The organism is Lacticaseibacillus suihuaensis (genome assembly GCF_054785075.1).
The window spans coordinates 42388-62264 of the sequence record NZ_BAAGBJ010000002.1 but is presented as its reverse complement, the minus strand read 5'-3'; the positions used below and the strand labels follow the sequence as shown (position 1 = coordinate 62264).

General features: G+C 62.7%; 10 protein-coding genes. 7 read left to right on the top strand and 3 right to left on the bottom strand.

Going from position 1 to position 19877, the window contains the following annotated elements; translation table 11 throughout:
* Window positions 1-112 precede the first annotated feature (112 nt).
* On the bottom strand, window positions 113-1927 hold the full coding sequence (locus tag ACYVRZ_RS02810) for a beta-L-arabinofuranosidase domain-containing protein (protein ID WP_461224616.1): 1815 nt from the start codon (window positions 1925-1927) through the stop codon (window positions 113-115).
* Between the two features lie 126 nt (window positions 1928-2053).
* Between ACYVRZ_RS02810 and ACYVRZ_RS02805 the strand changes: the two genes are divergently transcribed.
* The 4 genes from ACYVRZ_RS02805 (at window position 2054) to ACYVRZ_RS02790 (ending at window position 7397) form a co-directional block, all read left to right on the top strand.
* Entirely contained in the window at window positions 2054-2905 is an 852-nt protein-coding gene (locus ACYVRZ_RS02805; RefSeq protein WP_461224614.1) for an AraC family transcriptional regulator, read from the top strand.
* A gap of 149 nt (window positions 2906-3054) precedes the next feature.
* On the top strand, window positions 3055-3993 hold the full coding sequence (locus ACYVRZ_RS02800) for a 2-dehydropantoate 2-reductase (RefSeq protein ID WP_461224612.1): 939 nt from the start codon (window positions 3055-3057) through the stop codon (window positions 3991-3993).
* Between the two features lie 10 nt (window positions 3994-4003).
* Window positions 4004-5077, top strand: coding sequence for a PTS sugar transporter subunit IIC (locus ACYVRZ_RS02795; RefSeq protein WP_461224610.1), 1074 nt, complete (start codon window positions 4004-4006; stop codon window positions 5075-5077).
* A gap of 679 nt (window positions 5078-5756) precedes the next feature.
* Window positions 5757-7397, top strand: a complete 1641-nt coding sequence (locus tag ACYVRZ_RS02790; RefSeq protein ID WP_461224608.1) for a hypothetical protein — start codon at window positions 5757-5759, stop codon at window positions 7395-7397.
* Between the two features lie 169 nt (window positions 7398-7566).
* On the opposite strand, the gene glf is transcribed toward ACYVRZ_RS02790, so the two are convergent.
* Complete coding sequence (gene glf, locus ACYVRZ_RS02785; RefSeq protein WP_461224606.1) at window positions 7567-8676, bottom strand: UDP-galactopyranose mutase; 1110 nt, start codon at window positions 8674-8676, stop codon at window positions 7567-7569.
* 642 nt (window positions 8677-9318) lie between these two features.
* Between glf and glpK the strand changes: the two genes are divergently transcribed.
* The 3 genes from glpK to ACYVRZ_RS02770 are packed head-to-tail and all read left to right on the top strand — an operon-like array spanning window position 9319 to window position 13416.
* A complete protein-coding gene (gene glpK / locus ACYVRZ_RS02780; protein ID WP_461224604.1) occupies window positions 9319-10827 on the top strand; it encodes a glycerol kinase GlpK in 1509 nt (502 codons plus the stop codon).
* Between the two features lie 34 nt (window positions 10828-10861).
* Window positions 10862-12703 (top strand): type 1 glycerol-3-phosphate oxidase, encoded by a 1842-nt coding sequence (glpO, locus tag ACYVRZ_RS02775; RefSeq protein WP_461224602.1) that lies wholly within the window; start codon window positions 10862-10864, stop codon window positions 12701-12703.
* Window positions 12704-12711: 8 nt separating this feature from the next.
* Window positions 12712-13416: an MIP/aquaporin family protein gene (locus ACYVRZ_RS02770; protein ID WP_461224902.1), complete on the top strand. Its 705-nt coding sequence runs from the start codon at window positions 12712-12714 to the stop codon at window positions 13414-13416.
* Between the two features lie 162 nt (window positions 13417-13578).
* On the opposite strand, the gene ACYVRZ_RS02765 is transcribed toward ACYVRZ_RS02770, so the two are convergent.
* On the bottom strand, window positions 13579-19788 hold the full coding sequence (locus tag ACYVRZ_RS02765; RefSeq protein WP_461224600.1) for a S8 family serine peptidase: 6210 nt from the start codon (window positions 19786-19788) through the stop codon (window positions 13579-13581).
* Window positions 19789-19877 lie beyond the last annotated feature (89 nt).

Here is a 19877-nt window from a genome sequence, read left to right as displayed (position 1 = left end):
TGGTTCCGGCCGAGCTCAGCCGGAGGCCGCCAACCGCCGTGACCACGCCCAACGCAAACAGGCGCTAACCGCCACCAAAACGCTCTTGGTGGCGGTCAGCGCCTGTTTGCATTTAGCCCTGCACGGTCGGCAGCTCGGCAATGCGCAGCTTGGCCGCCCCATACGGAATCAGGGTCAGCGCCTCCAGCGGCTCGCCGGTGGTCACCGGCGACAGCGGCGGCTGGGCGGCCGAATCGTTGAGCAGGCCCCAGTCCAAGATGGCCCGGCCGCCGACCGTCACGGTGACCGGCGGCTGGGCGGCATCAAAGGGCTGCGTCGCCACCGCGGCCGCCTGGACCGTCGCGTTTTGCGGCACAATGCCGTACTGCCAGCGGCTTTGCGGCCACAGCTCCCAGTCTTTGAGCGTGTCGTGTTCGCCGTGCGGCACCCAGGCGGCCTGAATCGGCAGCGCGAACAGCAACGCCCCGTACCGCACCCCGACGGCGTTTTGCGGTCGGTGAACGAACCGCACGGTGGTAGCGAACGCAAGCGTCAGCGTCGCCTCCCCCCACGCGCGTTCAAGCGTCACGTAGCCATCTTGAACGGCAAGCGGTAGTGGCGACCCATCCAGAGTCCCCGTCACCGCGTTGGCCCAAGCCGGGATGCGCAGGCTGAGTTTTTGGCTGGTGCCATCGCCTTGCACGGCCAGCGTCACGCGGTTTTTGAACGGGTAATCGCCTTGCACCGTCACGCTCAGGTGTGGCGTGGTCACGCGGCACGGCGCGTAGGAAATCGCGGTCAGGCCGCGGGTTTGTGACATCAGCCACAGGTGCTGCACGAACTTCGGCCAGCCCTGGTGCATGTTGGCGGTGCAGCAGCCAAAATGGGGTTCCAGGCCAAACAGGTTCGCGTCCGGCCCGTTTTGCGTCCAGTTGCGCTTGGCGTAGGAGCACATCACCTGGTTGACCTGCTGATCGTACTGGTGCGAGCCCCAGTCCGGCGCAATTGCCGCCGGCAGCGCGTTGTAGGCGACAAGCTCCAGGCGGTCGCCGAACTCGGCGTCACCCAGGCTCATCAGCAGGTTCTCAAGCGAAAACATCAGCTCGACCACGGCGCAAAGCTCGGTGCCCTGACTCGGGTCGGTGCCGGCCAGCCACTCGTCACCGGTGAACATGCCGTTGAGCTGACCGTGAAACTGATCGAGCACGGTCATGGCCTGGTGCAGCGCCTCACGAAAGACGGCCGCGTCACCCAACACCGCGTCTTGGCCCAGGTACTTCAGCGCCATGGCGACGTTGACCACGTGGCTGCGGTGGTCCCAGTCCGTCACGTAGCGGGTGAACGGAAAATGCGTGAACGTCTCCGCCCAGTCCAGCGTCTGCGCCTGCAGCAGGTGAATCAGATCCAGTAGCGCGGAATCTTGGGTGCGTTGGTATAGCCAAATGACGCACAACACATTCTCGCCACCTCGGGCCTGACCCCAGCCTTCCAGCGGCCGCGTTGGCAACGCCTTGAGCTGGTAGGCAAAATAGGCCTGCAAAAACGGCACCACTCGCGGATCGGCGGTGGCCTCTGCGTGTTGGATCAGCACCTTGAGCATCACCATTCGCGGCCACCAGTCGTCGTTGGTCGGCGGCCCGAAGTCGCCGTTTGGCCGCTGGCTGGCCAGCGTCCAGTCCACGAAGCGCTCGGCTCGCTTGATCAAAACCGCATCGTCCAGCAGGTAGGCCAGCGGCAGCAGCCCGTCCAGGTAGTAGGGGCCGCGTTCCCAGCTTTCACCCGGACCACCGAGCCAACCGCTTTGCGGCCCGACGTCCGGCCAGTGGTCGTAAAGCTGGCCGGTCAGCCCCGCCGCTTGGATTTTGAGCTGATCCAGCAGCCAGCCGCGGGGGCGAATCGCGCCCAGCGGTAGCTTGGTCATCGCCGCATTGAACCCTGTTTGTGTCATTGTGATTGTGCCTTCTTTCGCATGATGTGCTGTGTTAAGCTGGTTCCAGCATAGCCGTTAGCGGTTTCACAAGCGCTAGCCGATGTTGCCCTGAATCTGCCTAATCTGACCCATCTGGAGATTATCATGCCTGCTATCACTTTTATCGGTCCCACCTTGCCAATCTTCTTGTTTGCCGGGCGCGACACCTACGCCCCCGGTCACGCCCATCCCACGCGCCGTGACCTCGGCGTGTTCGATCTGCTGGTGGTCAGCCAAGGCGAGCTCTTGATGCGCGTCGAAGACACCGCGGTTGCGGTGCCGGCCGGCCACTCGCTGTTGCTGCCGCCGGTCGGGCGCCATGCCGGGCGGCCGGTCACGACCACCACCGCCTTTTACTGGCTGCATTGCCGCGCGGCGGCGGGATGGCAATTCGGCCCGGTGACCGCCGCGGCCACCACGCCCTTGAACCCGGTGCTGCCCGGTCTGACGCTGCCGCAGCAACAGTCCGTGGCACTGGGCCTGACCGCCCCGCTTTTGACGCGGTTGATCGACCTAGCCATTCGCACCGACGCCGCGGCGCAACTGGCCGCCCAGGTCACCTTTCACGACCTGCTGCTCGAGCTGAGCCGGGCGGTGGCCCCGACGCAAACCGCGGCGCAGCGGGTGGCCGCGGCGACCACGCGCTACCTCGAGGCCCACTTTGATCAAGCCATCACGTACCAGACGCTGGCGGCCGCGCTGAACTACGCGCCGAGCTACATCGCGCGGTGCATGCGAACAGTCGCACACGAAACCCCGGACGCGGCGCTGACCCGCATCCGCCTGACCCACGCCTTGGCGCTTTTGGCCAGCACCGACCAGTCCATCGACGCGATCGCGCGGCAGGTTGGCTACCCCAGCGGCAACTACCTGGCGCGACGCTTCGTCCAGGTCACCGGCCAACCGCCGTCGCACTTCCGCCACGGTGGCGAGCGGCCGCCATTCATCCTTCGATAAAAATAATAAAATATTTCGATTTGTCATCCCGGTAAATAAGTTGAAGCGTTTTATCATCCGATTCTCATGCCTGTCTTCTTGTGGTGTCCCTGCGTGGCCGTTATACTAAAGCCGTAATGTGCAATTATTCACAACTAGGAGGCAACGACATGAAGATCACAATTTTAGGCGCCGGTGGTATGGGTAGCCGCTTCGCGCTGATGCTTCACCAAGCAGGCAATGACGTCACCTTGGTCGACGGCTGGCAGGCCAACATCGACGCCATTCGCAAGGACGGGCTGCAGGCCGATTTCAACGGCCAGCCGACCGTCGCTCACCTGCCGATTTATTCCCCGGCGGGAATCGACCAGCTCGGCCAAACCGCGGAGCTGATCATCGCGTTCACCAAGTCCAACCAGCTTCGCAAGATGTTCGAGGCAGTGCGACCGATCATCGGCCCCGACACCTACGTCCTGTGCCTGCTCAACGGCATCGGTCACGAGGACATTTTGCAGGACTTCGTCACCGCCGACCACCTAATTCTGGGCATCACAATGTGGACCGCCGGCATGACCGGCCCGGGCCACGTCACCCTGCTCGGGGAAGGCGAAGTCGAGCTGCAAAACTTCGCACCGGCCGGCGAGGCCTTCACCCAAGACGTCGTGGCGGCCTTCCAAGCGGCCGGACTGAACCCGAGCTACAGCCAAAACGTCAAGTACGCTATCTGGCGCAAGGCCTGCGTTAACGGCACGTTGAACAGCCTGTGCAGCCTTTTGGACTGCAACATCGGCGAGCTCGGCGCCACCGCAGAGGCCGAGACGCTGCTGAAGACCATCATCGGCGAGTTCGCCAAGGTCGCGGCGCATGAAGGCATCGCACTGGACGAGGCCGAGGTCTACACGCACATTGCGCAGACCTTCACGGCCGCCATCGCCGCGCATTACCCGTCCATGTACCAGGACCTGATTGTGAACCACCGGCTGACCGAAATCGACTTCATCAATGGTGCGGTCTGGCAAAAGGGCCAGCGCTACGGCATCGCCACGCCGTACTGCGCGTTGCTGACCCAGCTGATCCACGCCAAGGAACAGCTCGTCGGTGCCAAATAGGAGGCAAACCATGGCTGATGTGAAAAAAGCAACACTCACCCCGAAGGAATTCTTCAACAAGGTCCTGGCCGGTACCGCCACCGGGATCATCGTGGGGCTCATCCCCAACGCCGTTTTGGCCGCAATTCTCAAGCTGTTCGGCCAAAACGCGATTGCGCTGTCCCTCACCCACGTGGTCGTCGTGTTCCAGTGTGCGACCCCACTTCTGATTGGCGCGTTAATCGCCTTGCAGTTCGGCCTCGGCCCCTTGGACATGGCGATTGTCGCCGGGGCGGCCTACGTCGGCGCCGGCGTCACGCAGTTCAACGGTGCGGCGATCAACCCGGCCACCAAGGCGGCCGGCATCTACGTCTCGGCCGGCACCGGTGACTTGATCAACACCATGATCACCGCTGCACTGGCCGTCGGGCTGACGCTTTTGATTGGCAACAAGTTCGGCTCGGTCAAAATCGTGCTGTCCCCAATCGTGGTCGGCGCCGGTGCCGGCTGGATCGGCTTTTTGATTCTGCCTTACGTCGCCAAAATCACGACCTGGATCGGGAACCTGATCAACTCCTTCACGACCCTGCAGCCGGTGTTGATGTGTATCCTGATCACCTGCATGTTCGCGATGCTGATCATCACCCCGATTTCCACCGTTGCGATCGGCATGGCCATTCAGCTCAACGGCCTGTCTGCCGGTGCGGCTGCGATGGGCGTTGCCGTGACCACCGTGGTTTTGGTCATTCACTCCTGGCGGACTAACAAATCCGGGGTCACGATCGCCGTCGGCCTGGGCGCGATGAAGCTGATGATTCCCAACCTGTTCCGCCACCCGATCATTCTGCTGCCGATTCTGACCACCGCGATTATCTCCGGCATCCCGGTGGCGCTCTTCAACGTCCTCGGCACCCCGGCCAGCGCCGGTTTCGGGCTGGTCGGCCTGGTTGGGCCGCTGGCCTCGATTAACGCCGGGCTGAACGTGCTGATTGCGCTGCTGGTCTGGTTCGTGATTCCAATCGCGGCCGGCTTGGCCTCGCGCCTGGTTTACGAGAAGCTGCTGCACATTTACGACGAAAAAGAGGTCTTCGCCTACCTCGGCTAACCTCACCACAACGCAAACAGGCCCGTGCCACCCGAAAAAATGGGCGGCACGGGCCTGTTTTTGGTCTCTGCGCAATCGCTGAGTTCGATGGACGCGCCGAAGCCACCGCGCTTACACTACGCGGTGGCCTTGGCCTAATTCTGTTAGGTTCTAACCTCATCTTACCAGCTTCGTGGTGTGGGTGGTACAACCACCGGTCTGATCGGAGCCGCAGCTGCCTCGCATTGCGAGTAGGTCCCGATGTGGTGCGACCAGTGGATGGTGGTCCGGTGCCCTGGTATCCCCTCCTAAGTTGAAGGGGTTGCACTAAAGCTCTCGAGTTTAAAGTCGTGTGGCAATACACTGCGACTTGGCATGGGTTGGGTACTAGAGGCGCTTGCGCTCCGGATCGTTCCCCTATGCAGTAGAGGTGCAGGCGCTGCGGCCACAGCGCCATCCCCGCACTTGATAATCATCGCAGTCATCTTAACACCAGACCAATTTCACGTCAACTAGTTTGACTCGTCCAAAATCATTTTGCATCATAGGCTTGCAATTCCCCGCGGCAATCCTTGATTTCATCCCGTTTTCAATCGCGATAAGACCATGCCTGTCATGCCGAAAAATGACAAATTTCAAGTTCAGGCAGATTTCGTTACTTTTCAACCAATTCCGCTTATACTGGCAAGAAATAGGGAAAGTGGGTGATGAAGTGTACTCAAACCGCCACCGGCTCCACCTCACCGTCCAAATCGTGGGCGGCTTCACTGGCAAACTCTTGGATCAATCGCTCAGGGTGACACAGCAAAACCTTCTCGTTGTCGCCATCAATGCGGCGACATTGAACGACGGTACCGTTTTTTCCTTTCCACCGGAACTTGCCTATCTCGAATTTCATCCTGAGGTCTCTCGCTTCGGCGCATTTATCTGGCAAGTCGGCGACACATTTCAAGTTACCGGCAGCATCGTGCCAAGGTTCGAGTATCCCGGCCACAAAATTCACACCCGGTTGATCACTGAATATCGGCAAACACAAAAGTTCATCATCAATCAAACGCAGGTGTGGCTCAACCAACTGCCGCGCTCTCAAAAACGGCGTCAGTTGGTTGCAACGCTTTCACGTTATAAAAATAACAAACTGAGCTTCGAGCCGTTCCAAGAACAGCTCACACGATTGGCACAGTCCCTGCCGGCGCAACATCGGGCCCTACTCCAGCACAATCAGCAACAGCAAATAAGCGCCATGCGTGCAATCTATCAGAGCCTCACACGCACAGCACCCGAGCATCCCTTCATCATTGATGCTCGCAATATTCAAACTCAAAACCTGACCACCCAAGCACCAGCCGGTCGTCAAAAAGCCATTCCTCTAGACAAAAATCGGCTTCAAGAATCTGATTACCAAAAAACATTGCTGAACCGAATCACCTCTCAAACACCGTTGTTTCAAACCAATTCGGCCAGCATTCCGGTCGATTCTACTACTTTCAACTCACTTACCGAGACGGACCTGCCCAAACTGGAAGCAGCCGCGAAATCTACAACCACGGTCGCGTCACCGACGATTACGCACAAGTCAACCTCCTTCACCCCGGCCCCCGCTCCCGCCCCGGCCAAGCTGACCATCGCCCTGCAGCAGGCCCAAACCGTGTGCGTGGCCGCGCCCAACGGCCGCCTCACCCCCGTCGACGTCTTGGCAGTTCGTGTGAGCGAGTTCGGCGTCCCTGAACCCACGGTGGCACCGCCGACGCGCGGCCGCTCGCGACGCAAGAGCGCCGAAGATCCCGACAACGGCGTGTACTTTGATCCACACCTACCCACGTTTTTGGTTTACGACGCGGCGCTGGCCTTGCTGCAGCTGACACCGGGCTACCAAGGCGCCTTGAGCGGCACCCTGCGGCAGGTCCGACTGATCACCCCCGCCAAGCGGCAGGCGCTTGAACGCGCCCACGCGCAGGCCATTCACCACCTGCGTCGGCTGCTTGCGCGGTTCCTCACCACACCGCAACCGAACCTCACGCGCCTAACCGACCGGCTGGCGGCAGGCCGGCTGACCTTTGCCGGCTACCGCAAGCAGCTGGCAGGGCTTGTGCCGAGGCTCGATGCGCAGCTTGCCGAGCGGTTGGACGCCACCTGGGCGGCCTTCACCCAAAAGTGGCTGGCGTTGACCTTCCCCGCCTGGTTCCTGGATCACGTCACCGCTCAAGACACCATCGAAGACGGCGCGATGCTGCCGCAGCTGCGCATCGACCACACGCAGCTGAAGGACGCCGCCTACCGCCACCACCTGTTCGCTCAGTGGCAGCAAAATGCCGGCAAAAGGCCGCTGGGTCACCAGTGACGGCGCGACCGCACCGGCGTTTACCTAACCGGTGCGGTCGCAATGGCACCGGCACCCGTCCCCCTGCCCCATCACCATTAATCAACCGTCACAAATCTGTGGCCAGCCTTAAATTAATTTTCCGTATAACAAAAACGGGTTGTGGCCCGCAAGCCGCAACCCGAAAATCCTATTCGGTCACCTGCGGCACGGCGTCCAGCGCCGCGCGAATGACTTGATCCATGTTGTAGTAGCGATACGCCCCCAGGCGACCGCCGAAGCGAACCGTCGGGTAGGTCGCGGCCGCGAAGTCCTGGTACCGCGCCAGAAGCGCCGCGGTGGTCGGGTTATTGACCGGGTAGTACGGTTCCGCCCCCGGCGTCCAGTCCTGTGGGTACTCGTGGGTGATCACGGTGTGGCCCGGGCGACTGTTGGCGGGGTCGAAGAATTTGTGCTCGATGATGCGCGTGAAGGGCGTGGCGGCATCGGTGTAATTGATCACCGCGTTGCCCTGGAAGTTGTCCACGGCCAGCGTCTGGGTTTCAAAGCGCAACGAGCGGTAAGCCAAGGCGCCGAAGCGGTAGTCGCAGAACTGATCGATGGCGCCGGTGAAAATCACGCGGTCAAAATCGCTCAGGTAGGCGGTGCGTTGCGCGAAAAAGTCGCAGTTTAGCCGTACCTCAATGTTTGGTAGCGCCAGGATTTTGGCCACCAGCGCGGTGTAGCCGCCGATGGGAATGCCTTGGTACGGGTCGTTGAAGTAGTTGTTATCGAAGGTGAACCGCACCGGCAGCCGGCGGATGATGAACGCCGGCAGGTCGCGCGGCGCCTGACCCCACTGCTTGGCCGTGTAATCTCGCACAAGCTTCTCGTAGATGTCGGTGCCGACCAGAGAAATCGCCTGCTCCTCCAGGTTGGTCGGCGTTTTGCCGGCCAGCACGGCGCGTTGGGCCGCGATTTTCGCCTGGGCCTCCGCCGGCGTGGTCACGCCCCACATGCGGTTGAAGGTGTTCATGTTGAACGGCAGGTTGTACAGCTCGCCCTTGTAATTGGCGATCACCTCGTTGGTGAAGCGGTTGAAGTCTGCGAACCGCTGCACGTACTGCCACACTGCCGCATCGGCCGTGTGAAAAATGTGGGCGCCGAAGCGATGCACCTGGATGCCCGCGACGTCTTCGGTGTAGACATTGCCGGCGATGTGGTCGCGCTTGTCGATCACCGTCACCTGGTGGCCGGCCGCCGCCAGCTCCCTGGCGCTGACGGCACCGTAAAGACCGGCGCCGACTATCAAAATTTTCATATTCCGACTCCTCGTTTCTTTTCGGCGCCGCCGCGCCGCATCCCCATCATTATAAGGGAAGCCGGCTGGCGCCGCCAGCCGTGCCGCCGGTTTCCGGGGCTTCAGATTTTCTGGTTTTGTGGCTTTCCGGGCTTCCGGGCTTCCGGGCTTCCGGGCTTCCGGGCTTCCGGGCTTCCGGGTTTCCGGGTTTCCGGGTTTCCGGGTTTCCGGGTTTCCGGGTTTCCGGGCTTCCGGGCCGACCGCCACAGCGGTCGGCTTTTTTGCCGGCGCCGCGAATCTGGTCGAATTGGGACAAGCCGGACTGCCCGGCGCCAACTACCCCGGCAGCACCCGGCCCGGCACCGGCGCCACGGTCCTCCGCTCACTCGGCCGCCGACGCCGCCACGCTGCGACCCGCGTAACCACCACCGGCCAAAAGCCCTCGGCTCGTCGGCTCGCCGCCCTTCTCATCATTCTCATCACGGTATCATCGCCGGCCACCGGCCCCCAACCCGGATGCCGCACCGCCTTCGACCGTTTTTAACTGTGCAAAATTCAAACGCTTCCAATTCAATTATTAGAATTGCACACAATCGATTTACTTGGCGAATTGAAACCGCTATCATGGGCTCGTACAAAAGAAATTCTCGAGGAGGAATACAGATGGCAGACCAACAATACGTCCTCGCCATTGATGAGGGAACCACCAGCACCCGGGCCTTGATCATCGATCACGCCGGCAGCATCGTCGCAGACGCGCAGCGCGAGTTTCCGCAGTATTTTCCGCAGCCCGGGTGGGTGGAGCACAACGCCAACGAGATCTGGAACGCGGTGCTGTCGACGATTGCGACGGCCTTCATCAACAGCGGGATTCAGCCGCGGCAGATCGCCGGCGTCGGCATCACGAACCAGCGCGAAACCACGGTCGTGTGGGACAAGCAGACCGGCTTGCCAATCTACAACGCCGTGGTCTGGCAGTCGCGCCAGACCAGCCACATCGCAGACGCGCTGAAGGCGGCCGGCCACGGCGAGCTGATCCACGCTCACACCGGGCTGTTGATCGACGCCTACTTCTCGGCGACCAAAATCCGCTGGATCCTGGATCAGGTCCCCGGGGCCCAGGAACGCGCCGAAAAAGGTGAGCTGCTGTTCGGCACCATCGACACCTGGCTCTCCTGGAAGCTGTCCGGCGGCGCGATCCACGTGACGGATTACACCAACGCGAGCCGCACGATGCTGTTCAACATCCACACCCTGCAATGGGACGACGAGATCCTGGCGCTGTTGAACATTCCCAAGGCGATGCTGCCGGCGGTGCGTGGCAACTCGGAGGTCTACGGGGCGACCGCGGCGTACCATTTTTACGGCAGCAGCGTCCCCATCGCCGGCATGGCCGGCGATCAGCAAAGCGCGTTGTTCGGCCAGCTGGCCCTTGAACCCGGCATGGTCAAAAACACTTACGGCACCGGCTCCTTCATCGTGATGAACACCGGCGAAACCCCGACGATGTCGACGCACAACCTGCTGACCACCATCGGCTACGGCATCAACGGCAAGGTGACCTACGCCCTGGAAGGCTCGGTGTTCGTCGCCGGCAGCGCGATTCAGTGGCTGCGCGACGCGATGGAGCTGGTGCAATCGGCGCCGGATTCAGAGCAGGCGGCCAAGGCCTCAACCAGCCTTGACGAGGTCTACGTCGTGCCGGCCTTCACCGGGCTTGGGGCCCCGTACTGGGAATCGGACGCCCGTGGCGCGGTGTTTAGCCTCACCCGCGGCACCACGCGCAACGACTTCATCAAGGCCACCCTGCAGGCTTTGGCCTACCAAAGCCGCGACGTGGTCGAGACCATGTATCAGGACACGCACATTCGGATCCCGGCCCTGCGCGTCGACGGTGGGGCGGCGCGAAACGATTTTCTGATGCAGTTTCAGGCCGACATTCTCGGCACCCCGGTCGAACGGGCGGCCAACCTGGAAACCACCGCGATGGGGGCCGCCTTCCTGGCCGGCCTGGCCGTCGGGTTCTGGCAGGACACTGACGAGCTGACGCGCCTGACCGGCGTCGGCAAGCGGTTTGAGCCGATCATGCCGGCGGCGCGGCGAACGCAGCTTTACGCCGGCTGGCAACGCGCCATCGCGGCCACCATCGCATTCAAGCCGGCGGCGGACTGAGCCGGCCGTCATCATTCACATAGGAGGAGAAACCATGGCATTTTCAGCAACAACGCGCAAGCATTCCCTCGCCCAGCTTGAGGCGACGCCCTTGGATCTGTTGATTATCGGCGGCGGCATCACCGGCGCCGGAGTGGCGATTCAGGCCGCCGCCAGCGGCATCACCACCGGTTTGATCGAGATGCAGGACTTCGCCGAGGGTACGTCCTCGCGCTCGACCAAGCTGGTGCATGGCGGCATTCGCTACCTGAAGACCTTCGACGTCGGCGTGGTGAGTGACACCGTCAAGGAACGCGCCGTCGTGCAAGGCATCGCCCCGCACATTCCGCGGCCCTTCCCGATGCTGATGCCGATTTACGCCGAACCCGAGGCGACCTACGACATGTTTTCGGTCAAAATCGCGATGGATCTGTACGACCGGCTGGCCGGCGTCGACGGCACCCAATACGCCAATTACACGATTGATAAAAAAGAGGTCCTGCAGCGCGAACCCGGGCTGCGAGCCGACAACCTGCTCGGCGGCGGCGTCTACCTCGACTTTGTGAACAACGATGCCCGGCTGGTGATCGAAAACATCAAGGAGGCCGCCGAGCTGGGCGCCTTGGTCGCCAGCCGCGTCAAGGCCACCGGCGTGTTGCACGACCCGACCGGCCGCGCGATCGGCGTCGTGGCCCAGGACGGGTTGACCGGGGCGACCTTCGAGATTCGCGCCAAGGTCGTGATCAACACCACCGGTCCCTGGGTCGACAAGCTGCGAGCGGTCGACGCCAAGCTGCGCCACGACCCGCAGCTGCGGCCGACCAAGGGCGTTCACCTGGTGATCGACGCGGCGAAGCTCTCGGTGCCGCAGCCGACCTACTTCGACTCCGGGGCCCATGACGGCCGGATGATTTTCGTCGTGCCGCGCGAGGGCAAAACGTACTTTGGCACCACCGACACGGATTTCACCGGCGACTACCAGCACCCGACGGTCACCGCGGCCGACACGACCTACCTGCTGGCCGCAATCAACCACCGCTACCCTGAGGCCGCGATCACGCTGGCCGACATCGAGGCCAGCTGGGTCGGGCTGCGGCCGCTGATCGCCGCCAACGGTAGCTCCGATTACAACGGCGGCGGCGCCAACGCCGGCAAGGTCTCGGACGAAAGCTTCCAGCAGCTGATCGACACGGTCAACCAGTACGAGAACCAGCAAGTGACCAAGGCCGCGGTCGAGCGAGCAATCAGCGGCCTCAAGACGGCCCATGCCGAGGAACACCTGAGCCCGTCTCAGGTCTCCCGCGGCTCGGCGCTGACGCTTGAGTCAGACGGCCTGATCACGCTGGCCGGCGGCAAAATCACGGACTACCGGAAAATGGCGGCCGGGGCCCTGGCGCTGATCCGCCGGGTGCTGCAAGATCGCTTCCAGCAGGCGACCAAGGACGTCGACAGCAAAAAGCTGCAGGTGTCCGGGGGCCATTTTGACCCGACCAACGTCGAGGAGACGCTGAAGTTCTACACCCGCATCGCCCAAGACGCCGGCATCCCCGAGGCGGCGGCCGCCGACCTGGCCAACCGCTTCGGCAGCAACACCGGCCGCGTGGTGACCTACGGCGAAGGCGGCGCGGCCGCCGGGCTGTCTTTGAAGGAGACCCTTTCGCTGCGCTACGCGGTGAACGAGGAAATGGCCTTGACGCCGGTCGACTACCTGCTGCGCCGCACCAACGCGATTCTGTTTCACGCGGAGACCCTGGCCGCGCTGAAGCGGCCCGTGCTGGCCGAAATGGCGCGGCTTCTGGACTGGAACGAAGCGACCGCAGCCGCGATGGCCGCTCAGCTGGACCAGACCATTGCCGAAAGCCAGCTGACCGCCCTGAAAAAGGAGGCCTTGGCATGACGACGACAATCATGACCCAGGCGTTGGGCGAATTCATCGGCACGTTGGTTTTGGTGCTGCTCGGCGACGGCGTCGTGGCCGGGGTCTCCTTGACCAAGTCCAAGGCCCAAGGCGCTGGCTGGCTGGCGATCGCGCTGGGCTGGGGCCTGGCGGTGACGCTGGGGGTGTATGCGGCGGCCTTTCTCGGTCCCGCTCACCTGAACCCGGCCGTCACCCTGGCGTTCGCCGCCAGCGGCCACTTTCCTTGGGCCGGCGTGGTGCCGTTCATCGCGGCCCAGATGCTCGGGGCCTTCGTCGGCGCTGTTCTGGTGTGGCTTCAGTACTGGCCGCACTGGCAAGAGACCCACGATCAGGCCGCGATCCTCGGCACCTTCACGACCGCGCCTGCGATTCGCAACCCGCTGGCCAACTTCTTCTCCGAGGCGCTGGGGACGCTGGTGCTGGTCTTCATGCTTTTGGCCTTCACCAAGGGCCGGTGGACCGCCGGCCTGGCGCCGCTGGGCGTCGGGGCGCTGATCACGGCGATCGGCTTTTCGCTGGGCGGCACCACCGGCTACGCGATCAACCCGGCGCGTGACCTCGGCCCTCGCCTCGCCCATGCGGTCCTGCCGATTGCCGGCAAGGGTGGCGCCGATTGGGGCTACGCGTGGATCCCGGTGCTGGGGCCGGTGGTCGGCGGCACCCTGGGGGCGTGGCTGTTCAACCTGCTTTAGGCCATGTGCGGTGTTTCACGTGAAACCCACGCGATTGACGTCAAAATTACCCGGGTAATCCTTGTCACCCGGCGACCCGCCGGGCGACGGCCGCAAAAAAGAAGACCTGATTCACCGTTGCTGGGTGAACCAGGTCTTCTTTGCGTTGATTAGCGTTGGGGGTTAGTCCTGCTTGCGCTTGTAGCCGAACAGCCCTGCAACCGCAGCGGCTGCCGCAGCGGCTGCCGCCACAACGACACCCATGAGGGCCACGTTCCAGGCGACCTTCTCGCCGGTCTGCGGGAGGTCGGAACCCTTGCTGGTCGAGCCGGTTGCGGTTGGCGCCGCGGCGCCGGTCGTGGAACCAGTCGTGGTGCCGGTCTTAGCAACCCCGGTGCCATCGGCAATCGTGGTTGCGGCCGAACCGGTCGTGGTGCCGGTGCTGCCGGTCGTGGTGCCGATTGCGTCACCGTTCGGGGTGCCTGCGTCGGTTCCGGTCGTGGCGCCGGTCGTGCTACCGTCGTCCGTCCCGGTCGTGTCGCCGGTCGTGCTGCCGTCGTCGGTTCCGGTCGTTGCGCCGGTCGTGCTGCCGTCGTCCGTCCCGGTCGTATCACCGGTTGTGTCGCCGTCGTCCGTCCCGGTCGTGTCGCCGGTCGTATCGCCGTCGTCCGTCCCGGTCGTATCGCCGTCGCCTGTCCCGGTCGTGTCGCCGGTCGTATCGCCGTCGCCCGTCCCGGTCGTGTCGCCGGTCGTATCGCCGTCGTCCGTCCCGGTCGTATCACCGGTCGTATCGCCGTCGTCCGTCCCGGTCGTGTCGCCGGTGGTATCACCGTCGCCTGCGGCCTTCAGCTGGATCACAGCCTTGGTCGGGGTGCCGGTGTGGCCGAAGTCGTCGGTGGTGCGAACCAAGACGTCCTCGGACTGGTCGATGGTGACCGGCTTGGTGTAAGCCTGCCAGGTCTTGCCACCGTCCGTGCTGTACTCCAGGTGGGTGGCCGCCTTTTCGGTTGCGGTCAGGTCCTTGTCGTAGCCGGCGGTCAGGGTCGCTTCGGTGCCGTCTGCGTTGTAGGTCACGTCTGCGGTGGCCTCTGCGGCAACGTCCGTGGCGATGTTGGTAACATCCCCAGCAACTGCGTCTGAGGTGTTGCCGTACTGGTCGGTGGTGCGGAACTGCAGCTTGGTGTTTTGGGTGGTGGTCAGGCTGCCGTTGAGCGTGGTCCAGGTCTTGCCGCCATCCGTGCTGTACTGAACGCTGCGCTTCTCGTTGGTCGGCGCGTCGTCCAGGGCGGCGCCGGCCGTGGCGGTGATTTTGACACTGCCATCGGTCAAAGCCGTGGTGTCCTGGGTGACGGTCGGCTGGTTCAGCTTAGCGCTGTAGTAGTAAACCTTGTACGTCGTGGTGCTGCTGTTGTTCAGCTGGTCGTACAGGGTGACGTTCACCGAGTTGGCGCCGGTGGTCAGCGGGTAGTCGTAGGTGAAGGTCTTTTGCTCGGTGGTATCGGTCGCGCCAGTGTTCAGGATTGCGGAGGACATCGGCTTGCCGTCGATCACGTCGTTGTTGATCTTCAAAACGTAGCTCGAGGACATGTCGTAGGTCCCGGTCAGCTTGTAGGTCGACTGGTTGGTGTAAACGTCGCCCTTGTCCTTGTCCAGCTTGATGTTCGGCGCCGTGGCGTCGATCAAAAAGTCGTAGGAGCCGCTGGTGATGATCTTTTGGCTAGTGTCGCCGGCGTAATCGCCGGAGCCGTCGGTCACGTCGTTGGTGGCGATGGCCGGAATCTTCAGCTCCTGGTTCTTGGTCAGGTCGATCTTATCGATCGTCACGGAGAACGCCCGGGTCTCCGGGTTGTACTCGGTGGTGTCGCCCTTGGCCTTGGCGTCGGCGATGATGTCGACGTCGTTGAGGTAGAAGTGGTCGACCGGTGCGTTCAGGCGGCCGGCAATCTTGATGGTGCCGGTGCCGTCGTCAGCCTGCGAGGCGTAGTTGGCGCCCGAGGCCAGCATCAACAGCACGGCCAGGCCGCCGAAGTTGGCGGAGGTGACGACGTTTGGCGTGTCGAACTTGGCGCCGTCCGTCGGGGTGATCAGCTTCTGTGGGTCGGTGGCAAAATCGGTGTCGCCGTACGAGGCCACTTGGGCGGTGACCATGCTGGAGTTGCCGTCCTTGTCGGTGACCGTGATGTTCAGGCTGAACGTGCCGTAGCTGGTCGGCAGGCTGGCGTCGAAGGTGCCATCGGCCGCCATGTCGGTGGTGATGTCGGTCTTCGTCGCCGCGCCGGTCAGAGCCGAGCTCAGGCCGCTCAGGACGGAGTCGAAGGACAGGTCCGTACCCATGCCGACCATGTAGGTGATTTTGGCCACGTTCTCCGGGTTGGAAATCTTCCCGGTGACCTCCACCTTGTTGTCGCTGGTTTCGATCTCGTCGTTGTCGAGGGTCAAAACGGACTCAGGGGTGGTCTTGTTGGTGGTCTCGACGGTGCGGATGATGTCCGTCCCGGCGGCGTCGGTCGTGAAGACCCACTTGCCGTCCGTCGGTACCGCGACGGTCTGGGCGAAGCTGCCGTCATCCGCCAGCTTGATCGCCTTGCCGTTCAGGTACAGGGACTTGCCGGTGTACTCACCGCGCAAGGCCAGGTTGTTGGCGCTGTAATCCTTGTCGGCGCCGCTGATCACTTCACCGTTGTACAGGTCGTACAGGGAAAGCCCGGTGTCCTTGGCCGCGGTGTCATCGGCGGCAGCCCCGGCCTTGGTGACGGTCAGGTAGTTGTCCTGCTCGCCGTAGTTGTCGGCGTTGTCGTAGACGCCCAACTGGATGTCGTTCTTGGTGTCGGTGTTGATCGCCGCCGCCTGGGCCGCGGTCAAGTCGATGGTGACGTCTTGCTCAAGGTCGTTGGTCGGATCGTCCAGGGTGTAGTCGACGGTGTTGATCACGCCGTTGACCGCGACGGCCAGCTTGCCGGTCGCCGCCAGGCCGGACAGGTTGTCCTTCAGGCTGGCCTTGACGGTGTAGGAGCCGTCTTCGTTTTGAACCAGGCCGTCCTTTTCGATGGTCGCGGTTGGCTTGGTCGTGTCGACCTTGATCGGCAGCACGGTGACGTGCTTGCCCTTCAAGGCGTTGTCGGCCGTCGACACGTCGCTGGTGGTGACAGGCGTGTCTTCGGTGTCGCCGGCGTCGGCCGTCAGCTCGGCGTCCGGATCGGTGTTGCCGGAGCCCCAGTTGGAGGCGGAGATGACGTAGTAGTACTGGCCGTCCTTGACGGTTTCGGTTTCGCCGTTAATCGTCGCCGAGCCGTCCCAGGTGTTGCCGTTCAGGCTGGACTGGTCGTACGTGGCCGCGGCGCCGAGCTGGGCGAACTGGCCGCCGGTGCTCTCCATCGCGAAGGACTTGAAGGCCGATTCCTGGTAGAAAACGGTCCGCAAAAGCTTGGCGTTGGCGTCCTTGGTCGGATCGCTGGTGTAGACCTGGCCGCGAACATCCTTGGCGTTGCGGTACAGCGTTGCGTGAACGGTCGCCGTGTTGATCTCGGCATCCGGCGACAGCGCGACGTTGTCCGGCACGATGTTGCCGTCGTTGTCCAGGCCAAACGCGGTGAACTGATCCTCGTCGGTCGTGTCGCCGTTGGCGTAGTAGCCGATGTAGCTCTGCTGGAAGAGGTTCGAGTTATCCGTCGCGGTGTCGGCGAACATGTTGGAGTCGTTGTTCCACGAGCCGTAGTAGCCCATGTAAGGCACGGACAGGTTCGTCACGCCGTCGGTATCCCCGACCGCGTCAAAGCCCAGGTAGCCTTCAACAAAGGACTGCGTCGCCGTCAGCGGCAGCGTCATCTTAATGTTGACGGTGGCGGCGGAACCGGCCGGCACGGTGATCGTCTGAGTTGAGCCCTTGGTGCTCAGGTCACCGCCGTTGACGGAGGTGATGGAAAGGCTTGCGCCGAACAGCTGCTTGTCGTACATCTGCGCGGAATCGGTGTCGTTGTTGCCGTTGGTGTAAACCCCACCGTAATCGTCGAAGGTGTAGGTCGCATCCGCCTTGCCGTTGTTGGTCAGGGTGACACCCAGGGTCTTTTCGCTTGAGTTAATCTCGTGCAGCGCGAGGAAGCCCTGCATGGAAGCGGCGTTGGCGCTGGTGGCCACGACCAAGGACTTGGTCGCGCCGGCGACGTTGACCTCACCGGCCCCGGCGAGGCGCGGCGAGATGATGGCCGCACTGCCATCGGCGTTCGGGTGATCGGAATCCAGCTTCGGTGTCGCGGTGTTCATCAAAAGCGTCTTGACGTAGGCCGGAATCTGGTCGTCGGTCGTCTCGGCCGCTTCGCCGCTGTTCATCGCGTCGTTGATCAGGTCGTTGATGGTTTTGCCCGAGGTGTCGGTCGTCGCGGCGGCCGCGGCGTCGACCCCAAACAGCCCTTCGTGCTTCAGGGCCTCAACCACCAGGGCGGAGGCGCCGGCGATGTAAGGCGTCGCCATCGAAGTCCCGCTCATGGACTGGTAGGAATTGTTGTTGGCCAAAGACCAGATGCCACCGCCCGGCGCGGTGATGTCGGGCTTGAAGTCCAGCGTCGAGGAGGCGCCGATGGAGCTGAAGTAAGACATCTCGCCGCCGGTCGCCTGGGTCTTTTTGGCCAGGGAGGTCGAGAAGGTGTAAGTCGAGTCGGAGTCCGTGCCGCCGTCGAAGCCGGTGGCCTTCAGGAAGGCCAGGCCGTCCGAGTTGTGCAAGGCGATGGTCGGAATGCCCTCGCTGATGGAAAAGGCGCTGGCCGTGCCGTCGTCGGCCGCCTGGTTGTCGATGATGATGACACCGGCCGCACCGGCCATCAAGGCGTTCTTTTGCTTGACGGTGAAGTCCAGGTTGTTGCCCCGGGCGACCACGGCGATTTTACCCTTCACGCCGCTGTCGAAGTCGGTCGTGGCGCCGTAGCCCGGCAGCCCGTTCTCGCCGTTCTTGGCGAAGTACAGGGACTTGCCGGCGAACTCGGTGATCGGCGACTTGTTCAGGGAGAACTGCGCCCAGTCGGCGGAGAAAATCTGCTTGCCGGAGGCGTCGGCCACGGCGACCTGGCGGTTGACCGTGACCGTGTTGTCGGAAGACGCGACGGTGATGGCCGATGGGGTCAGGCCGGGATCACTTTGCTGGCCGTTATCGTTGGTGTTGTTCAAAGCCGAATCCGACGAGGCGTTGCTCGAGTCGGAGGAGCCGGCGTTGCCGGCCGCCACGGCGACCACGACGCCGGCCTGGGTGGCGGCAGTGACCGCCGCCTCTTCTGGCTCGGAGGTGTCGGTGTTGCCGTCCTTGCCGCCGATGGACATGTTGATGACATCGGCGCCGAGCTTGACGGAATCCTCGATGGCCTGGATGATGACCTCGTCCCAGTCACCGCCGCCGTTGGAGTTGGAGAAAATCTTCATGTTGAGCAGCTGCGCTTGCGGCGCCACGCCACGCACGTAGTCGATGTCTTCTTCCTCGTCTGCGCTGGCCGCGGTGCCATCCGCCGCCGCGATCCCGGCAACGTGCATCCCGTGCATGGCCCCGGTGCCGTTGTCCTTAGAAATCTTGTTGGTGTTATCGCCGTAGTCAAAGGAGTACGGCACCTTGTCGGACAGCCAGGTCCCCTTGGTCCCGGTCGACGTGATCAGGTCGGTCATCTCGGCCTTGGTGTACTTCTCGTTGGCCGTGCCTTCCTCACTGAGCTTGAGGTCCTTGTGGCTGGCATCGATCCCGGTGTCGATGATCGCAATGGCGGTGCCTTCGCCTTCGTTAGGCAGCTCGGAATCGGCGTTCCAGGCGGAGGTGACGTTGCCGGTCTCGTTGGCGGCGGCGTCTTCCTTCTCGTACAGGCTTTGAACCGAGACGCTTTGGACCTTCGGCAGGGCCTTGATCTTTTGGATGTCCTTGAACGAGGCCTTGATGGCAAAACCGTTGATCAGGTAGCCGTACTCGTGGCTGACCTTGTTGCCGGTGATCGCCTCAACCTTGTCTTGCGTGGTCTGCTGGGCGTCCAGGACCTTGTTGGTCGCGGACTTGATCTGCGCGGTGGTCGCCGCGTCGCCGTCTGCGCGGCCGGTGTCCTCAATCGCCGCGTCCTTTTTCAGCTGGACGATGATCTTGACGTCCTTGTTGGCAATCTGGCTGGCGGTCAGGTTGCTGGTGTCGGTGCCGGTGGCGGTCAGCTGTTTCTTGATCGCCGTCTTGAACTTGTCGTTGTTCTTGCTGGTCTTGGTGGTGGATGCCTTACTCAAGGCCTTTTGCAGTGCGGCCTTGGAAGCCGAGTCGATCTTGCTCGACTTGCTGCTGGTCGCGGCAATGACCTGAGCCAGCGGCAGCGTGTTCGCCCCAACCGAGGACAAGAGCATCACCGTCATCGCAAGGTGCGTCGCAATGTGTGTCTTCTTCATCGAAATACCCCCGAACAAAATTTGATATGGCAGCGCCCGTCGTCCAGCTCGTTCGGCTTTAATTAGAATTCGGCTAGTTTTTGCTTAGA

Coding starts and splice junctions, on each gene's coding strand:
- ACYVRZ_RS02810 (WP_461224616.1), bottom strand. CDS start 1,927: ATGACACAAACAGGGTTCAATGCGGCGATGACCAAGCTACCGCTGGGC.
- ACYVRZ_RS02805 (WP_461224614.1), top strand. CDS start 2,054: ATGCCTGCTATCACTTTTATCGGTCCCACCTTGCCAATCTTCTTGTTT.
- ACYVRZ_RS02800 (WP_461224612.1), top strand. CDS start 3,055: ATGAAGATCACAATTTTAGGCGCCGGTGGTATGGGTAGCCGCTTCGCG.
- ACYVRZ_RS02795 (WP_461224610.1), top strand. CDS start 4,004: ATGGCTGATGTGAAAAAAGCAACACTCACCCCGAAGGAATTCTTCAAC.
- glf (WP_461224606.1), bottom strand. CDS start 8,676: ATGAAAATTTTGATAGTCGGCGCCGGTCTTTACGGTGCCGTCAGCGCC.
- glpK (WP_461224604.1), top strand. CDS start 9,319: ATGGCAGACCAACAATACGTCCTCGCCATTGATGAGGGAACCACCAGC.
- glpO (WP_461224602.1), top strand. CDS start 10,862: ATGGCATTTTCAGCAACAACGCGCAAGCATTCCCTCGCCCAGCTTGAG.
- ACYVRZ_RS02765 (WP_461224600.1), bottom strand. CDS start 19,788: ATGAAGAAGACACACATTGCGACGCACCTTGCGATGACGGTGATGCTC.